At 63.3% G+C, this 14,255-nt stretch carries 19 protein-coding genes; 10 read left to right on the plus strand and 9 right to left on the minus strand.

What is annotated here, in order from left to right:
- Positions 1 to 23 precede the first annotated feature (23 nt).
- From CO675_RS12005 to CO675_RS12020, 4 genes are all read left to right on the plus strand, one after another.
- Positions 24 to 320 (plus strand): hypothetical protein, encoded by a 297-nt coding sequence (locus CO675_RS12005; RefSeq protein ID WP_143278986.1) that lies wholly within the window; start codon positions 24 to 26, stop codon positions 318 to 320.
- The gene (locus CO675_RS12010; RefSeq protein WP_097672115.1) at positions 320 to 2,017 is read left to right on the plus strand and encodes a hypothetical protein; all 1,698 of its coding nucleotides are present in this window, start codon (positions 320 to 322) and stop codon (positions 2,015 to 2,017) included. Before CO675_RS12005 ends, CO675_RS12010 begins: the two co-directional genes overlap by 1 nt.
- The gene (locus CO675_RS12015) at positions 2,014 to 2,382 is read left to right on the plus strand and encodes a hypothetical protein (protein WP_097672116.1); all 369 of its coding nucleotides are present in this window, start codon (positions 2,014 to 2,016) and stop codon (positions 2,380 to 2,382) included. The genes CO675_RS12010 and CO675_RS12015 overlap by 4 nt, the downstream gene beginning before the upstream one ends.
- Before the next feature lie 130 nt (positions 2,383 to 2,512).
- On the plus strand, positions 2,513 to 3,601 hold the full coding sequence (locus tag CO675_RS12020; RefSeq protein ID WP_097672117.1) for a site-specific integrase: 1,089 nt from the start codon (positions 2,513 to 2,515) through the stop codon (positions 3,599 to 3,601).
- A gap of 359 nt (positions 3,602 to 3,960) precedes the next feature.
- Here CO675_RS12020 and CO675_RS39905 read toward each other — a convergent pair whose 3' ends face one another.
- From CO675_RS39905 to CO675_RS12030, 3 genes are all read right to left on the minus strand, one after another.
- A complete protein-coding gene (locus CO675_RS39905; protein ID WP_143278987.1) occupies positions 3,961 to 4,332 on the minus strand; it encodes a hypothetical protein in 372 nt (123 codons plus the stop codon).
- A gap of 1,536 nt (positions 4,333 to 5,868) precedes the next feature.
- Positions 5,869 to 6,117, minus strand: coding sequence for a hypothetical protein (locus tag CO675_RS12025; RefSeq protein ID WP_097672118.1), 249 nt, complete (start codon positions 6,115 to 6,117; stop codon positions 5,869 to 5,871).
- 237 nt (positions 6,118 to 6,354) lie between these two features.
- Positions 6,355 to 6,600: a hypothetical protein gene (locus tag CO675_RS12030; protein ID WP_198964571.1), complete on the minus strand. Its 246-nt coding sequence runs from the start codon at positions 6,598 to 6,600 to the stop codon at positions 6,355 to 6,357.
- 339 nt (positions 6,601 to 6,939) lie between these two features.
- Here CO675_RS12030 and CO675_RS12035 point away from each other — a divergent pair, with 339 nt between their 5' ends.
- Positions 6,940 to 7,389 (plus strand): BLUF domain-containing protein, encoded by a 450-nt coding sequence (locus tag CO675_RS12035; protein WP_097672119.1) that lies wholly within the window; start codon positions 6,940 to 6,942, stop codon positions 7,387 to 7,389.
- 1 nt (position 7,390) lies between these two features.
- On the opposite strand, the gene CO675_RS12040 is transcribed toward CO675_RS12035, so the two are convergent.
- Entirely contained in the window at positions 7,391 to 7,585 is a 195-nt protein-coding gene (locus CO675_RS12040; protein WP_097672120.1) for a hypothetical protein, read from the minus strand.
- A 272-nt stretch (positions 7,586 to 7,857) separates the two neighbouring features.
- On the opposite strand from CO675_RS12040, the gene CO675_RS12045 reads away from it, so the two are divergent.
- Positions 7,858 to 8,154: a hypothetical protein gene (locus CO675_RS12045; protein ID WP_143278989.1), complete on the plus strand. Its 297-nt coding sequence runs from the start codon at positions 7,858 to 7,860 to the stop codon at positions 8,152 to 8,154.
- Between the two features lie 39 nt (positions 8,155 to 8,193).
- Here the strand turns inward: CO675_RS12045 and CO675_RS12050 are convergent, their stop codons facing one another.
- From CO675_RS12050 to CO675_RS12065, 5 genes are all read right to left on the minus strand, one after another.
- Positions 8,194 to 8,676: a hypothetical protein gene (locus CO675_RS12050; RefSeq protein WP_097672122.1), complete on the minus strand. Its 483-nt coding sequence runs from the start codon at positions 8,674 to 8,676 to the stop codon at positions 8,194 to 8,196.
- Positions 8,677 to 8,712: 36 nt separating this feature from the next.
- Positions 8,713 to 8,877, minus strand: a complete 165-nt coding sequence (locus tag CO675_RS40935; protein WP_198964572.1) for a hypothetical protein — start codon at positions 8,875 to 8,877, stop codon at positions 8,713 to 8,715.
- 87 nt (positions 8,878 to 8,964) lie between these two features.
- Positions 8,965 to 9,225, minus strand: coding sequence for a DUF3551 domain-containing protein (locus CO675_RS12055; protein WP_097672123.1), 261 nt, complete (start codon positions 9,223 to 9,225; stop codon positions 8,965 to 8,967).
- 296 nt (positions 9,226 to 9,521) lie between these two features.
- Positions 9,522 to 10,451: a 3-hydroxybutyryl-CoA dehydrogenase gene (locus tag CO675_RS12060; protein WP_349644020.1), complete on the minus strand. Its 930-nt coding sequence runs from the start codon at positions 10,449 to 10,451 to the stop codon at positions 9,522 to 9,524.
- Between the two features lie 62 nt (positions 10,452 to 10,513).
- On the minus strand, positions 10,514 to 10,705 hold the full coding sequence (locus tag CO675_RS12065) for a hypothetical protein (RefSeq protein ID WP_097672125.1): 192 nt from the start codon (positions 10,703 to 10,705) through the stop codon (positions 10,514 to 10,516).
- A gap of 529 nt (positions 10,706 to 11,234) precedes the next feature.
- On the opposite strand from CO675_RS12065, the gene CO675_RS12070 reads away from it, so the two are divergent.
- The 4 genes from CO675_RS12070 (at position 11,235) to CO675_RS12085 (ending at position 14,072) form a co-directional block, all read left to right on the plus strand.
- Positions 11,235 to 11,450, plus strand: coding sequence for a hypothetical protein (locus CO675_RS12070; RefSeq protein ID WP_097672126.1), 216 nt, complete (start codon positions 11,235 to 11,237; stop codon positions 11,448 to 11,450).
- A 128-nt stretch (positions 11,451 to 11,578) separates the two neighbouring features.
- The gene (locus CO675_RS12075) at positions 11,579 to 11,851 is read left to right on the plus strand and encodes a hypothetical protein (RefSeq protein WP_097672127.1); all 273 of its coding nucleotides are present in this window, start codon (positions 11,579 to 11,581) and stop codon (positions 11,849 to 11,851) included.
- 212 nt (positions 11,852 to 12,063) lie between these two features.
- A complete protein-coding gene (locus CO675_RS12080; RefSeq protein ID WP_097672128.1) occupies positions 12,064 to 13,353 on the plus strand; it encodes a hemolysin family protein in 1,290 nt (429 codons plus the stop codon).
- A gap of 119 nt (positions 13,354 to 13,472) precedes the next feature.
- Complete coding sequence (locus tag CO675_RS12085) at positions 13,473 to 14,072, plus strand: formyltransferase family protein (protein ID WP_097672129.1); 600 nt, start codon at positions 13,473 to 13,475, stop codon at positions 14,070 to 14,072.
- The last annotated feature ends 183 nt before the right edge of the window (positions 14,073 to 14,255 follow it).

Genomic DNA, 14,255 nt, shown 5'->3' on the forward strand with positions numbered 1-14,255 from the left:
GGGAGGCGGAGAACGACGAACGCATGGTCGAGATCATCGAGCGGAAGATGAAGGCCGGCGTGACGTTCTTCCTGATCGAGCCGCGCATGGGCGGCCTGGTGGCGCCAGACACCAGCAAGCAACTGAAGAAGGTCAAAGACGCTCTCAAGCATCGAGCCCTCTCGATGAAGGATCAGGACTTCGAAGCGATGGTGGCCGAAGGCAAGGCCGAGCTCGTTCAGACGCCCGCGGCGCCGGCCCGCACCGTGCGCAAGGCCTGCACCGCGCGCGAGGTCGCCACGCGCGAGTCTGTCGGTGTCCAGCAGATGCGGGGCGGCTGATGCAGTTCCAGCGGTCACCCTTCCCTGCCGAGATCGAGTATTTCCTCGACAGCGCTGTGGAGCACGACGAGCTCGGCGCCTTCGCGCACGCCGTCCTGACTCTCCTCGGCAGCAGGAAACTGGTGCCCGAGCTCATCGAGAAGCGGAAGATTGGCCACCTGCTGCACTGCCGGCAATCCCGATGCCACGAGCTCGACGCCTATGCCCACGAGATCATCGCCGAACTGCCGGAGCATGAGCGCCGCTCCTTTGTGGCCGTCGGGCTTCGATGGGAGCCGAAGCACCTCCTGAACATCGCGGAATACCTCGCCCACTTCAATTTCGAGGACGAGACCCGCGGCGGCGCGGCGATACCGTACCGCCGGCACTGGCGCTGCGACGACAATTACGACCCGACACCGGGCGCCAGGCGCAAGCTCTACGCTCCGGGCGCGATCCGTCGCTATGCTCGCCTCGAGGATTGCTCGATGCCGCGAGCGCGGCTGCTGGCCAGCCGGCTACGTCAACTGCCGACCGCGGTGCCGGCAGATCTGGATCTGGTCTGCGACCTGCTGCTCGAACAGCGCGAAAGCTACCGGGTCGAATACCACCGAGCGCGGCAGAAATTCGAGGCCGAGCAGCGCCGCCGGTTCTTCTCCAACGGCAGCATCGAGCGCGATCGCCGCGCCGTCCGCCGGGCAGCATCGTTCTGCGCCGGACTCCTCGGCCCAGCCAAGGTCGGAGCCTTCGCCCGCGGCGAGGCCATCACCTTTGCCGGTCGCGACGTCTCGATCGAGGTGGCCCGGGCCCGTTCCATCGCTACCGTCGGGCATGGCGCCCTCGAGGTGAAGCTCTGCGCCCAGGACGGGACGCGGCTCGCCAACGTCTGCGTCTTCTTCGACAAGACACCGGCCCTCGACCAACTGGCCGCGATCGCGATGCATGTCGGGGCCGGCGACGAGTCCGCCATCATCCAGACCGGCAACCTGTTCAACGTCACCGCCGCCGGCGCCCAGCACCCTGTGGTCCGTGCCAGGCTGGCGCAGATGCCGAAGACGGAGCTCGATGTGCCGGCGCCGGGTCGCCGCCGCCGCTCGTTCAGCGAGTACGACAAGCAGAAGGCTGCTCTGCGCCGCTACACCGCCGACACCATCGACCTCTATGCCGAGGCTGTGCGCGCGGGTCTGGGGCCGCGACGTCAAGCGGTTGGATCCGTTCCTCGACCAGATCCAAGCCGCCGTCGGCAACCTGAAGGAAATGAGGCCGGCAGCATGAACGCACCGTACACCCAAGAGCAACTGCTCGCCCGCGCCGAGACCATGGATCGCATCGCGGAGCGGTGGAAGGGCAACCCCGGCTATGCCGAGACGCTGGGGATGGACGCATGGGCGCTTCGCACCGCGGCGGCGTTGTTCTCGCCGGAGGTCCAAGACTGGTTCGAGGGTACCCGGCTCGAGGCCGGTCACCAGGTCATCCGCTACGCCGCCGAGCACGACGCCGGCAAGACCGCCTTCGATTGGTTCTGGCTGATCGGCTACCTGGCACAGAAGGCCGCAGCGGCAGCGGCGGCCGGCGATTCCGAGAAGGCCAAACACCACACCATCTCGACCGCGGCCGCGCTGCTGAACTGGCACCGCCACCTCTCGGGCGAGAGGCACGACATGCGGCCCGGCATCGACCCGGTCGAGCGCGGCGTAGAGGTCGAGGTAGCACCATGACCCCTGATCGCCGAGAAGGAGCCGACGCGCTGCGCGGCGCCGACATCCGGTTCCGGGTCGACCCAGGCGACGTGCCCCCGGAAAAGGCGGCTCGCCGGCTGCACCTGACATTGGACCGGTTCAACGAACTGCTGCCCAACCTGCTGAAACGCGGCTTCCCGCCAGCCGACCCTGACACCGGCATGTACGATCTCGACCAAATCGACGAATGGAGAAAGCTGCGATTTGGCCGGGAACAGCCATTGACGGCGGCCCCGGCGCCCGCGCAGCCTGAGCCGCAGGCTCAATCGGATATGGCCGAACGGTTCATCAATGCAAAAGAACGGCAGACCAAGGGTCGGAGGGGGAACGGTGGCACTCCCTGAACACGTTCGCCCAGTTCATAAGCCGAATGGCAGAACCTATTATTATTTCGAGAAATTTCGGCGTACTGCCCGACAGTGGCCGCGTGTCCGAATTCCAGGCGAACCGCTTTCGGCCGAGTTCGCGAAATGCGTGGCCTACATTCCCCGGCTGGACGCCACGAAGGACGCCGCAGGCGAGTGGTCCTGGTTCTTTTTGGACGTGACCGATCGACGCCACCCCCTGCCCGCCGCAACCCCGGCGGAGGCTTTTTGGGCTGCTGTCGACAAGGCCGACGACATCGGCCGGAAACTGCAAGCCGGCATCCGCAAGACCTTCAATTCTCTGATTGTCGAGTTCAAGGAGCACGCCGCCTACACCGACGACATCTCGGAAGGCACACGCGACCAGTACGATCGCTACATGGTGATGATCAAGGACGCTTGGGGCGATGACCCGGTCGATAGCCTCGAGGCGACCACCATCCAGAGCGTGCTGGACAAAGCCTTCAAGGACACGCCCGCGGCCGGCCGCGTGTTCCGCTCGACGCTAGGCAGGATCATCAGTTGGGGCATCCCTCGGGGCTACCGCAAGGACAATCCGGTCGAGCACACGGAGCGCCGCGACAGCGACGGCACCTATTCGCCCTGGACGCCGCAGGCCTTCGAGCTGTTCTTTGAGTACGGACGGGCCGACCTGCACATGGCGGTCTACTCCGGCCTCTTTACCGGTCAGCGCAAAGAAACCGTGCTGAACATGCTCCGGCCGAAGAGCGACGCGGCCGAAATTCAGGTCTATGCCCAGAAGATCAAGTCGTGGATTCCGACCCAGATCCATTCCGAGTACCGGACCATCATCGACGGCCACCCGGTCGACAAGGACAATCCGCAAGTCCTCCTCCACCTCCGGGCCGACGGCCAACCGTGGACCTATGAGGGCTTCAAGACGGCGTGGGGCCGGGAGATGGAAAAGGAGGTCAACGGCTCGAAGCCGCTCGCCATCCTTCAGGAGAAGCGCTGGACGTTCCACGGGCTCCGGAAGAATGCGGTCTGCATGCTCCTCGAAGTCGGCTGCACCGAGGACCAAGTCGGTGCGATCGTCGGCATGTCGGCGGCGATGGTGCGGCACTACGCCAAGGAGGTTTCGAAATTCCGCCTTGCTCGGTCGGCAATGAAGCTGCTGGAGACCGGCTGGGAAGCGCAGCGCGTGCACGTTTTGGGGGCTCGGAAAAGCGATGCGTAGTGGTTGGCAAACCCCCGTTTTTTGCAGCACGTTCGAGCAGGATTCGGCGCGTGCGTTGCCAACCGCGATCGCTGAAATCATTCAAGAAAAGTGCCTGAAGATCTTTCTTTTAATCATGGGGTCGAGGGTTCGAGTCCCTCCGCGCTCACCAAACTAAATTCAATAGCCAAGCGACTTTATCGACCTCCGGACAGACTTACAGATTTCGTCTTGCACTCACGCCGCTGCGCCGCCTATGTCGCGCCCGGGGTCGATCCTGTCATCTGCAACGCCATGCGGACCGCGGGATCCATCACGACTTGCAACTAGTTTGGCCGCTTCTCCGCTCGCCGCCTCGAGCATTTGAGCCGGTGGGTCGCCTAAAACTTGCGTCCGGAAGAGTCCATCTTTCTGCATTCCCCACTTATCGTAAGGGATTTCTGTTCCGACGACAGGGTCTTGGTAGCTTTGCCTGACTGTCGAGAAATAGTGATCGAAAGCGAAGCTGAGTGATCTTTTCCACCGATGGTGATGTTTGTCGGGCCGTCGAAGGAGAAGGAATCTTGCTCCACCTTCCAGCCTCCTGCGGGATCAACGTAATACTGCAGGGTCGCCGCGGCCATGTTCCAATCATCACTCGAAGCTGGCGGAAAATCGCACTCCAATGCTGCGACCACAGTTTGCGCGTGACCTTCCAGGGTCAATGCTCCCAAGGCCAGAAGCGATAAAAATCCATCTCGTATGACTTGCACGTAAAAACTCCTCGAAGCGCTTATCGCACATCTGCATTTTACCCTATTCTCCCCGCCCGAGATTCCCGTGTTTCTACGGCCATCGTCTCGATATTCACAAAGGCTGCACGGAACGCCTGTCTTTTGGCAATGCTCAAGCGACAGCCGCTCGAAATTGCCCGCAAATTCGCGACAAAGATGCAGCCGTTCTATGCGGAGAGTAGCCCAATCAGGCGCGATGAGATCGCCGCGGATACCCGGCATCTGCTTCTAGAGCACATGCCAACGTGCCCGCCGCATCCCGCGTCCGCGCTCACCAAGCAAATTCAATACTTTACAGCCCATCTTCGACGACCAAGCTCATCGACGAATTCATTCACCGATGAGACCATTGAAATCGCGGGCAAGGAAGTCGGCTGCAGGTCCCATTTTGGCCAGGCGCCATCGCCGCTATTCAGCGGTGTGGCGTCAGCGCTTCAACAATGGATATCGCGCTTCGCCCGGCGGCTGACCAGATCAACGAACCGGCGGGTTGTAGCGATCCCAGATTACGGTTCTCGAGACACTCTGTGTCGATCGCGAGATCGCATCGTCGAACTTGTGATAGCGGTCGAACAGCTGTTGCTCATCGCGCAACTGCGGCGCTTCGCCAGACGAGTAAGGACTATTTGCACCGTTCCAATGATCAGATCCCGACACGACGCAACCCCATCCTGGTTCAGATGCAGGTTGATTAGCATTGTTGCACGGGTATCTCTGTATCGCCGTGGCAACAGCACGAGCAATCCGGCAAACATGAGCACACGGATTGTTTCCGTGGTTCTCCGTGCGTGATCAATGCGCAGACTGACTCGAAAAGTGTTGTCTCTGGCGGATTCCACGCCCGTCCGGCGTTCTCTAGCGCAAATCCCGCACTCCATGGGCGAACTTGCTAGCGGGTGGCCATCCTTCTTTCCGTGTGCAGAATGCGATGCCAGGAGCCGGCCCATGAAACTTGCCAGGACAGTCGCGGTTTGGTTCGTGCCTTGCGTACTTGCCGCAACTGCAAATGCACAAAGCTGCCTCATGAGCCCCATCAAAACCAAGGACGGCTCCTTGCAGACGTGGACTGTCGTCAATTACTGCGGCGCACCGGTCACACTGCGCTATTCGCTGACGGGTCCTCTCGGAAAAGAGGCAAGAAGCGCAACCGTCCCCGCATGCAGTAGACAGCGGATTGTTCAGACCTTCGAGACAGATCAGATCGATTTTCTGAACACGGCCTATGGTCCAGGCTGGGAAAGGATTTGCCCATCATCGGATGATGAGATTCGCCCCAGGAAACGACCGGAAAAATCTACCAACGAAGCGGATCAGATTCCTTTTCCATCCATAAGCCCTCCGCCCCTGGCCGGTCCCAAGCCAATAGGCCCTGCGGGAGGGAAACCCATTCCCAAGGGATAGATCGAGCTTTGGTCTCTCATCGCCTCCACGACCCGCTGTAAGCGATCTGGATGCGGCCGCCGCGGCGGTGTCCGCGCTCCGCCAGCCCCCGCAAATGCCGGCACCGCTGCACGCTCACGAGGGGTCCACCGTCAGCGGCAACTCGCCCTGACCGCCGGTCCAGTCGATGATATCGAGTTGCAGCCCACGCTTCAGCATCTCGGCCTCGAGGCTGCCGGCGTGGCGTTTCCATTCGGGCGTCGCGCGGACACGGAATTTCGGCTCTTCGCCGTTGGCCTCGAATTCATCGTCGGCCTTGAGCGCGCCGCGGATGGCTTCGTACATCATCTTCAGGCTGGCGTCGGTGAAGGCGCCGTAGTCCATCGGTCGTCTCCCTCAGCACTGTTAAAACGCAAAAGGCCGCCACGGAGCTTGTCGTGGCGGCCTTCTGCATAGCGGCCCATCCAGACGGCCCAACATGAGCCTGGGCGAGTCGGGTTAATGAAACGTTGCTCGTACGGCAGCGGCATCCATGCGTGGAGCTTGCCGACGCCACCAACAAAGAAGGGCCCCGCCGAAGCAAGGCCCTTCCTTTGATTGTGCAGATGCGTTCGGCATCCGCTAGTCGTCGTCCCAGTCACGACCGCGGATCACGACGCCACGGTCGCGATAGTAATCGCGGTGATGATACCAGCCGTGGTGCCAGCCGCGATCGTGCTCACGGTAGACGCGCGGACCGTCATATCGATCGCCGTAGTAGCCGGGGCTGCTGCCGAAATAGACGCCGACACCCTGCGCGCTGGCAATGGTCGGTGCCGTTATCGTGAGGGCCGCCGCTGCGGCAAGCGCGTAAGCAAGCTTCGTCATGACATCCTCCTTTGCAGTACCCGTTGCTAACGACTGGCTGCCACGCATGTTGCAGGAACAAGTTCGGAACTTTCCTGAACGCCTGTTCAACATCGTGATGAGTTCGACGCGCTGCGCTCATTCTCGGACAGCGACCGACAGCGCCGCCCGCCGTCCCGTGTTTCTCCGGATTCCCCTTTAGTCGGGAACCGCGCTAGCAGCGGGGAACTTGGGCTATTGCATCAAGATCGAAATCTCCAAATTCGCCGGTAGGGGCCGTTAGCGTGACGCGGCCCCTTTTCATTCGGACCGCAGGTCCGTTGCCGGCTTCGTCCTTCGACGCACCGAGGCAATTTGAGGATGTCGTTCACCGAGCATGCCCTGATCTATGTCAGTCGTAGCAACAGCAACGTCCAGGACAATTCCGCGAATGAGATCATTCGCAGCGTCCTCGCGCAGTCACGCTCGAAGAATGCGCGGCTCGGCGTGACCGGCGTCCTGCTGTTCAGTGAGGGTTACTTCTGCCAAGTCCTCGAAGGTGAGCGGGCCGCCGTCGAAGAGATATTCAGCGCCATCGAGTCCGATCCGAGGCATCGCGACGTCACCCTCCTGACCTTCAGGCCAGCGACGCCGCGGCGCTTCTCCGATTGGTCGATGGCTTATGCCGGCGCCACTGCCGGCCCGGACTGGACGCGCAAGATGGAAGGCCTGCTTGCAAACCCGTCCGAGATCGACGGCGATCAGATGGACCGCGAACTGCTCGTCCTGATGACGGATCTGGTCAGACAGCAGGACCTCGACGGGCCTTAGGTCAGAGCCTCAGGCATCGAAGCAATCGGGCGAGCGCCGTGTTGGCGGATTGTGCGCGCCGTTCGAGGATTTCGGCCGCCGAGGCGTAGTTGCGTGCCAGGATCTGGAGCGCGCGACGAGCATCCGGCAGCGTGGACTGCCTGGCCATCTCCAGGCACTGATGCTCGAAGTAGCGAAGCTCCTCAAGTTCGGTCATTGCGATTCGTCCGATTTCATTTGCATCTTCGAACTCAGTGCGCCGACGGCCTAGTGAAAGTTTGGCAAGATTGTTGCGGACACGGGATGATCTGGTCGGAGTGTTGCTGGAGGCATGATTTGATAATCACCGCTCCGTGAGCTGCGCGGATCGACAAGCGCGCCCGATCGCATCACTATGCGTTGAGTCTTGCTTCGGACGCAGCAACGCCTTGACCGCAGTGTTGGGGCATCTTCGCGCGGATTGCGGTGGCGAGGCGTTTGGGGGAGTGGTTGGCGCGGGCCAGCGGCCGGCGCATCCTTGAGCTGGCGTTGTTGTATCAGATGAAGAAACGCGATTGGGCCTTCGTGGCCGCCTGTGCGGCCGGCGCGTTGCTGTTCGGTATCTGGAGTTTCCAGATGGGGATCGCGTTTCATCGCTCCTGGCAGCATGGCCCAACCGATCTCTCCAGCTCGCACCGCCGTAGCCAAGACGGCGCTCAAGTCGGCTCTCAGAGCAGCTCTTCTGCAGGTAGCCCTGCCCATCCCGCGGCCGCCGACAGCGACGAACAGGCTCGGCAGCCGCGATAGCTGGCGCACTTGCGTTGCTCACCGCCGTATCGCCCCGATCTATGCCCACGCCAGGCCCGCGACGACGGCGGGCTCATCATCGTCGGTCCTCGCACCGCTGAGGCGCCTGCGGCGCGCGCTGTCCCTGGCGCGACGATGACGCGTGTCAAACCGGCGTAGCGCCATCGGCACGCGCCGCGCGAGGCTTTGGGCGAACTCGATGACCTGCCGCACGACGGCCATGACGGTCGCCACGCGCGTGAACAGGCCGATCAGGAACACCATTGAGAAGACGTCGATATAGGCCAGCACGTCGCCGACCAGCATCAATTCGGGAGGAAGCGGAATCCGGTGCAGATAGGCCCCGATCAGGATCACGACCGGGATCAGCGCAATCAGCTTCCGCAACGTCAGGCGGTCCAGCAGGGCTGCGAGCTCAACGACCAAGACCAGCCAGAGCCAGTCGCCGAGCGCGGCCGGCTTGTCGATCGTCCAAGTCTGCCAGAATGTCTGCCAAAACTGCCGCCAGTTCCGTTTCCACATCGCAGCGTCCGCGTCCTCTTGGGCCAATACTGGTGGCTATGGCTTCGACGCCGCCTCGCCGCCGTCGCCCTCAATCGCGGCGCCTTCCACGTCAGCCGAATCGGCCGATGGAAAGATGCGCTCGTAATTGGCTCGGGCCTCGCGAATCAGACGCGCACGCTCGCGTTCCGACTTCGAGATGAACCTGATGATCTCGCCCATGTGCTCTCCAACGCAGGGGGAATTCTCCGTCCATCGGCAATGCAACCATCGTGCCTGACGGCCGCGCGGCCGATGGACTCGCGCCGCTTACCGGATCCGCCGCGGTGCTATCCGCTGCTGGCTGAACGCGACGCGCGGATTGATGCCGCAATAGGCATCACGGCCTGACGCCGACGCCTGGCACTGCTCGTAGGTCTGGTAGCCGCAATAGCCGGGATATCCCTCGTCCCTGCCCTGGATGCACCAGGGATAGTCGTAGGGATCGGCCGCCGCCGGCTGTGCGGAGCCGACAATCCAGCTCGTGCCGAGCGCCGCGAACGCCAGAATCGCCAAATTTGACCTGCGCATGAGCCTGCTTCCTTCTCGATCGGCACCTAGCCGTTGATCTAGGTACGCCGGGAAGATCTGCGAGGTTTCCGCTCACCGCCTCAAGAAGGTGTGACCCGCGCGCGGAGCAGCGCATCGCAAGCCAGGGCGCCCTCGATGCGCGCGGGACATACAAAAAACACGAGGCCCGGTGTGCCTAGGAGCCCGGGCCTCGTGTCTGATGTCCCCCGCCTCAGTGGCGGATCAGGCATTTTGGTTACGCGAGCTTGTCCGCGCGATCCATCCCGGATGACTACGGGGTCGGGCGCACGCAGATTTCACTTGCTGTAGCTGTAGAACCCCTGCCCGGTCTTGCGGCCGAGATGGCCGGCATCGACCATCTCCTTCAAGAGCGGCGCCGGCCGGTACTTGGGATCGTTGAAGCCGGTGTAGAACACCTCCATCACCGACAGCATGGTGTCGAGCCCGATCAGGTCGGCCAGCGCGAGCGGGCCGATCGGATGGTTGCAGCCGAGCTTCATGCCGGCATCGATCTCTTCTGCGGTCGCAATACCTTCCTGCAGCGCGAAGATCGCCTCGTTGATCATCGGGCACAGGATGCGGTTTACTGCAAAGCCCGGGCTGTTCTTGGCGGTGATCGCGACCTTGCCGACACGCTTGGCAAACGCTTCGGCCTTGGCGACCGTGTCGTCCGAGGTCTGCAGGCCGCGGATCAGTTCGAGCAGCGCCATCACCGGGACCGGATTGAAGAAGTGCATCCCGATGAAGCGGTCGGGACGATCGGTCGAGGCCGCAAGGCGGGTGATCGAGATCGACGAGGTGTTGGTCGCGACCAGCGCGCTCGGCTTCAGCCCGGCGCAGAGGTCCTTCAGGATCTTGACCTTCAGGTCCTCGTTCTCGGTGGCCGCTTCGATCACCAGATCGCAGGCGGCAAGCTTTGACTTGTCCGTGGTCGCGTTGATCCGCGCGAGCGTCGCGTCGCGATCGGCCGCCGTCATCTTCTCCTTGGACACCAGGCGGTCGAGACTGGACCCGACCGTCTTCAGGCCGCGTTGCACCGCCGCGTCCGAGATGTCCACCATGGTCACGGCAAGCCCCGCCGCCGCGCAGATTTGCGCGATACCGTTGCCCATGGTTCCGGCGCCGATGATGCCAACCGTCTCGATCATTGTGTCTGTCCCTTCTCGTCGCTTGCGCCGCCTCGCGGCCGCATCGTCAAAAACGGCGGACCCCCGGGGCCCGCGGATGGCGCATGCATAGCAGTCTGGCCGAACGGCCGATACAGGAGGCGGCGGTATTCCGGTGAGGTCTATTCCGGGCGCGGCGGGATGGATCGTCGTGGCGGCACGGCGGCGCGCGGCGGCAATTGGGTGCGCGGTGGCTCGGCCGGGCGCGACGGCTCAAGCACGCGGTTGAGCCGCACAATCCACCAGGCAAACCGCCCGTAGCTGCGGCGCAGCGCCGACCCAAATCCCTCGTCGATGTCCTGGTCCCGATCCATGCCGCTCTCGTTAACGTCGATTCGTTGAAGGAACGGTGTGACGCAATCACGCGCTGCGCCAGCCGCCGTTAGGAATTTGGCAACCATCGGCGCGCAGCCTGAAGGTTCGGCGCCGGTAATCTCCCGGATTGCACAGGGTAGACCCCCGCCGCAGCATCGCCATGGCGGCGCGACTCGCTTTTAGTTGATCGAATTTTCCGCCGCGCGCGGCGACATAAGGACATTAGACGACGAGGGCTACGCCCATGCTTTCTGAAAAATTCTTTTTGGTTCTCGAGACATTGCTCAACGGCCAGACCCACTCCGACGGCAGCCCGCGTGTGGTGAGCACGTCACCCCACGTCCCGGTCAAGCTTCCACAGGAGAGCCAGCCGGAACGCAAGCTCCCTCGCTAGGCGCCTTGCCGCGAGCAAGCCTCACCGATCGCCGCAGCGCGCGACGCCGGTCGGCAGGCTCGCGCCCGTGATCCAGCTCATAGTCGCTGAACGCGAGCCGGGCTACACCACTCTCGCAACGACGTGGTGTCGCCATGGACTGTGAGACCGACGGCAAGATCGATTTCGGGAGCATCGCCGTCGCGATCTGCGTCGCCGCCTACACCGCGATCATGCTCGCCTATCTCGCCCAACACGATCTCGGCCTGACCGCAGCGCAGACGCGCCATTTCTCGATGGTGGCTGCGCTGTTCCTCGCGCTGCCGATCGCGCTGGATTTCCTGCGCACCGGCCCCGGCAACGCGCGCTGAGCCCGACAACGGCGGACCTGCCACATCGGATCTCCCCTGCCGTCCATGCGCCCGCGCAACATAGCGCTAGGTGAAGCGACGCGAATCAGCGTTACTTTGCAACTGATCACTTCGTGGGATTTGGCTGCATGACCCAGCCCAGCGTCCTTGATCAGAAGATTCTGGATCAGAAGATTTTGGATCAGAACATTCGCGAGCTGCAGGAATGGCTCCGCAACGCCTGGCAGCAGCTTGCGGACCCCTCGCTCACAGCCTTCTCCCGTCGCGAGCTGCGCAACCAGATGAGGCAATGTCACGCCGATCTGCGCGTGCAGCTGCAAGCCGCTTCCAAGCAGATGCTGAGTCAGCCGGCTGGAACGGGCAAGACGTTTGCAAGGCCTGAGCTGCGGATACTCGCCTAGCAGCGTGGTCAGACCGCTCCGGCTTGGCGCGAAGGGAACGCGCCGCTGTCATAATCGGCGGCGCGCCAAAATGCCGCGATCTGCTGCTGCATGCGCGCCATACGCACCCTCTGCTTGTGCAGGAATGCCCGACAAGGCGCAGCAAAACCGCCCCGGTATGCCTATATAGGGCGTCGCAGAGCGGCCGATGCCGCCAAACCTCAGGGACTCCCGTGTTATATCTGGAACTTGCGATCGTGGCGGTCTTGATCGTCGTCAACGGTCTGTTGTCGATGTCGGAGCTCGCGATCGTCTCCTCCCGCCCGGCGCGCCTCGCCGCGCTGGTCGAGAAAGGCGTCAGCGGCTCGCGCCGCGCGCTCGCACTGGCCTCCGATCCCGGAAAATTCCTCTCCACGGTGCAGATCGGCATCACGCTGATCGGCGTGCTGTCGGGCGCCTTCTCGGGCGCGACGCTGGGCCAGCGGCTTTCGCAATGGCTGTTCGAGGTTGGCGTGCCGGCCAACGTCGCCGACGCTGCCGGTGTCGGCATCGTGGTCGGCGTGATCACCTATGCCTCGCTGATCGTCGGCGAGCTGGTGCCGAAGCAGATCGCGCTGCGCGATCCGGAGGCGATCGCGGTGCGGGCCGCCCCGGCGATGACGGTGATGGCAAGACTGTCGCTGCCGGTGGTGTGGCTGCTCGACCGCTCCGGCAAATCATTGCTGTGGCTGCTGGGCCATCGCGAGGATGCGCAGGACCGCGTCAGCGAGGACGAGATCAAGACGCTGGTGGTGGAAGCCGAGAACGCCGGCGTGCTGGAGCCCGGCGAAAAGGAGATGATCGCTGGCGTGATGCGGCTCGGCGATCTGCCGGTCGGCGCCGTCATGACGCCGCGCCACGAGGTCAGCCTGATCGACCTCGCCGCCCCCGCGGCCGAGATCCTGGCAACGCTGCAAAAGAGCAGTCACTCGCGCTGCGTGGTGTTCGACGGCAACCGCGATCATGCGCTCGGCATCGTGCAGGCCAAGGACGTGCTCGACGTCTACCTCGCCGGCCAGACGCCCGATATCCGCGCGCTGACGCGCGATGCGCCGATCATTCCGGAGACCGTCGACGCCCGCGACGTGGTCGCAATCCTGCGCGACTCCGCGGTGCATATCGGCCTCGTGCACGATGAGTACGGCACCTTCCAGGGCGTCGTCACCAGCGCCGACATCCTCGAGGCTATCGTCGGCGCCTTCCATACCGAGGAGGGTCCGGCCGAGCCCGCCTATGTCAGGCGCAACGACGGCTCCTATCTGATCTCGGGCTGGATGCCGGCGCTCGAGTTCAGCGAACTGCTCGGCATCGTGCTGCCCTCGCCGCGGCCCTACCAGACCGCCGCCGGCTTCCTGCTACATGCGTTCGGCGCGATCCCCGACACCGGAGCGAAAACCACGGCGCAGGGCTGGGACTTCGAGATCGTCGATCTCGACGGCCGGCGCATCGACAAGGTGCTGGCGAGCAAGCAGCCGGCGGCCTGAGGTTGCCAGCCGGCCGGCCTGTTGATAACGGGCAGGACAACGAAACAGGCCACCGCGGTGTGCTATCGGCATAGCGGCAGCCCAAGCAAATCCCGCGTAACCCCCACGGAATTGATCCCATGCGCCTTACCCTCGTCGGTTCCCGCCATTTCGGCGTGACGACCTTGAACATGCTGCGCGAGCACCACGTCACGCTGGTCAGGGTGGTCGTCCATGACGGCGAGGACCGGCTGGCGGCGGCGGCCCGGGCGGCCGGCATCGAGGTCGTTGTCCAGGCCGATCCCAAGCTGGTGACGGCCGCCGAGATCGCGCCGGGCACCGACCTGATCGTGACCGCCCACAGCCATGCCCGGGTCAGCAAGGAAGCCCTTGCCGTGGCCAAGCTTGGCGGCATCGGATACCACCCGTCGCTGCTGCCGCGTCACCGCGGCATCGCAGCGGTGGAATGGACCATCAAGGAGGGCGATCCGATCGCCGGCGGCAGCATCTATCACCTCGCCGACCGCATGGACGCCGGCGCTATCGCCGCGCAGGACTGGGTGTTCGTCAAGAAGGGCGAGACCGCACGCGAATTGTGGGAGCGCGCGCTGGCGCCGCTCGGGCTGCGTCTGCTCGGCGAGGTCATCGACTACGGCAAGGTCAACGGCTCGCTGCCGGCCAAGCCCCAGGATGAGCAGTTTGCGACCAAGGCGCCTAACCTCAGCCCCGGCAAGCACTAATCCGCTACTACGGTATCAAAACACCAATGACTCGAAAGAGTGAGCCAGATTCTCCGTTCCTGATCCGGAACCGAATTCACCATGATGTGTTTGAGTTCACAGGAACATCCGGGGCTCTCGCGACGCAGCAAATTTTGAACACATTGTGACAGGATAAGCCGCGTCATCACACGAAATGACAGG

This window comes from Bradyrhizobium sp. C9 (assembly GCF_002532045.1).
Lineage (GTDB): Bacteria > Pseudomonadota > Alphaproteobacteria > Rhizobiales > Xanthobacteraceae > Bradyrhizobium.

Coding starts and splice junctions, on each gene's coding strand:
- CO675_RS12005 (WP_143278986.1), top strand. CDS start 24: ATGGTCGAGATCATCGAGCGGAAGATGAAGGCCGGCGTGACGTTCTTC.
- CO675_RS12010 (WP_097672115.1), top strand. CDS start 320: ATGCAGTTCCAGCGGTCACCCTTCCCTGCCGAGATCGAGTATTTCCTC.
- CO675_RS12015 (WP_097672116.1), top strand. CDS start 2,014: ATGACCCCTGATCGCCGAGAAGGAGCCGACGCGCTGCGCGGCGCCGAC.
- CO675_RS12025 (WP_097672118.1), bottom strand. CDS start 6,117: ATGGACTACGGCGCCTTCACCGACGCCAGCCTGAAGATGATGTACGAA.
- CO675_RS12030 (WP_198964571.1), bottom strand. CDS start 6,600: ATGACGAAGCTTGCTTACGCGCTTGCCGCAGCGGCGGCCCTCACGATA.
- CO675_RS12035 (WP_097672119.1), top strand. CDS start 6,940: ATGTCGTTCACCGAGCATGCCCTGATCTATGTCAGTCGTAGCAACAGC.
- CO675_RS12040 (WP_097672120.1), bottom strand. CDS start 7,585: ATGACCGAACTTGAGGAGCTTCGCTACTTCGAGCATCAGTGCCTGGAG.
- CO675_RS12050 (WP_097672122.1), bottom strand. CDS start 8,676: ATGTGGAAACGGAACTGGCGGCAGTTTTGGCAGACATTCTGGCAGACT.
- CO675_RS40935 (WP_198964572.1), bottom strand. CDS start 8,877: ATGGGCGAGATCATCAGGTTCATCTCGAAGTCGGAACGCGAGCGTGCG.
- CO675_RS12055 (WP_097672123.1), bottom strand. CDS start 9,225: ATGCGCAGGTCAAATTTGGCGATTCTGGCGTTCGCGGCGCTCGGCACG.
- CO675_RS12065 (WP_097672125.1), bottom strand. CDS start 10,705: ATGGATCGGGACCAGGACATCGACGAGGGATTTGGGTCGGCGCTGCGC.
- CO675_RS12070 (WP_097672126.1), top strand. CDS start 11,235: ATGGACTGTGAGACCGACGGCAAGATCGATTTCGGGAGCATCGCCGTC.
- CO675_RS12075 (WP_097672127.1), top strand. CDS start 11,579: ATGACCCAGCCCAGCGTCCTTGATCAGAAGATTCTGGATCAGAAGATT.
- CO675_RS12085 (WP_097672129.1), top strand. CDS start 13,473: ATGCGCCTTACCCTCGTCGGTTCCCGCCATTTCGGCGTGACGACCTTG.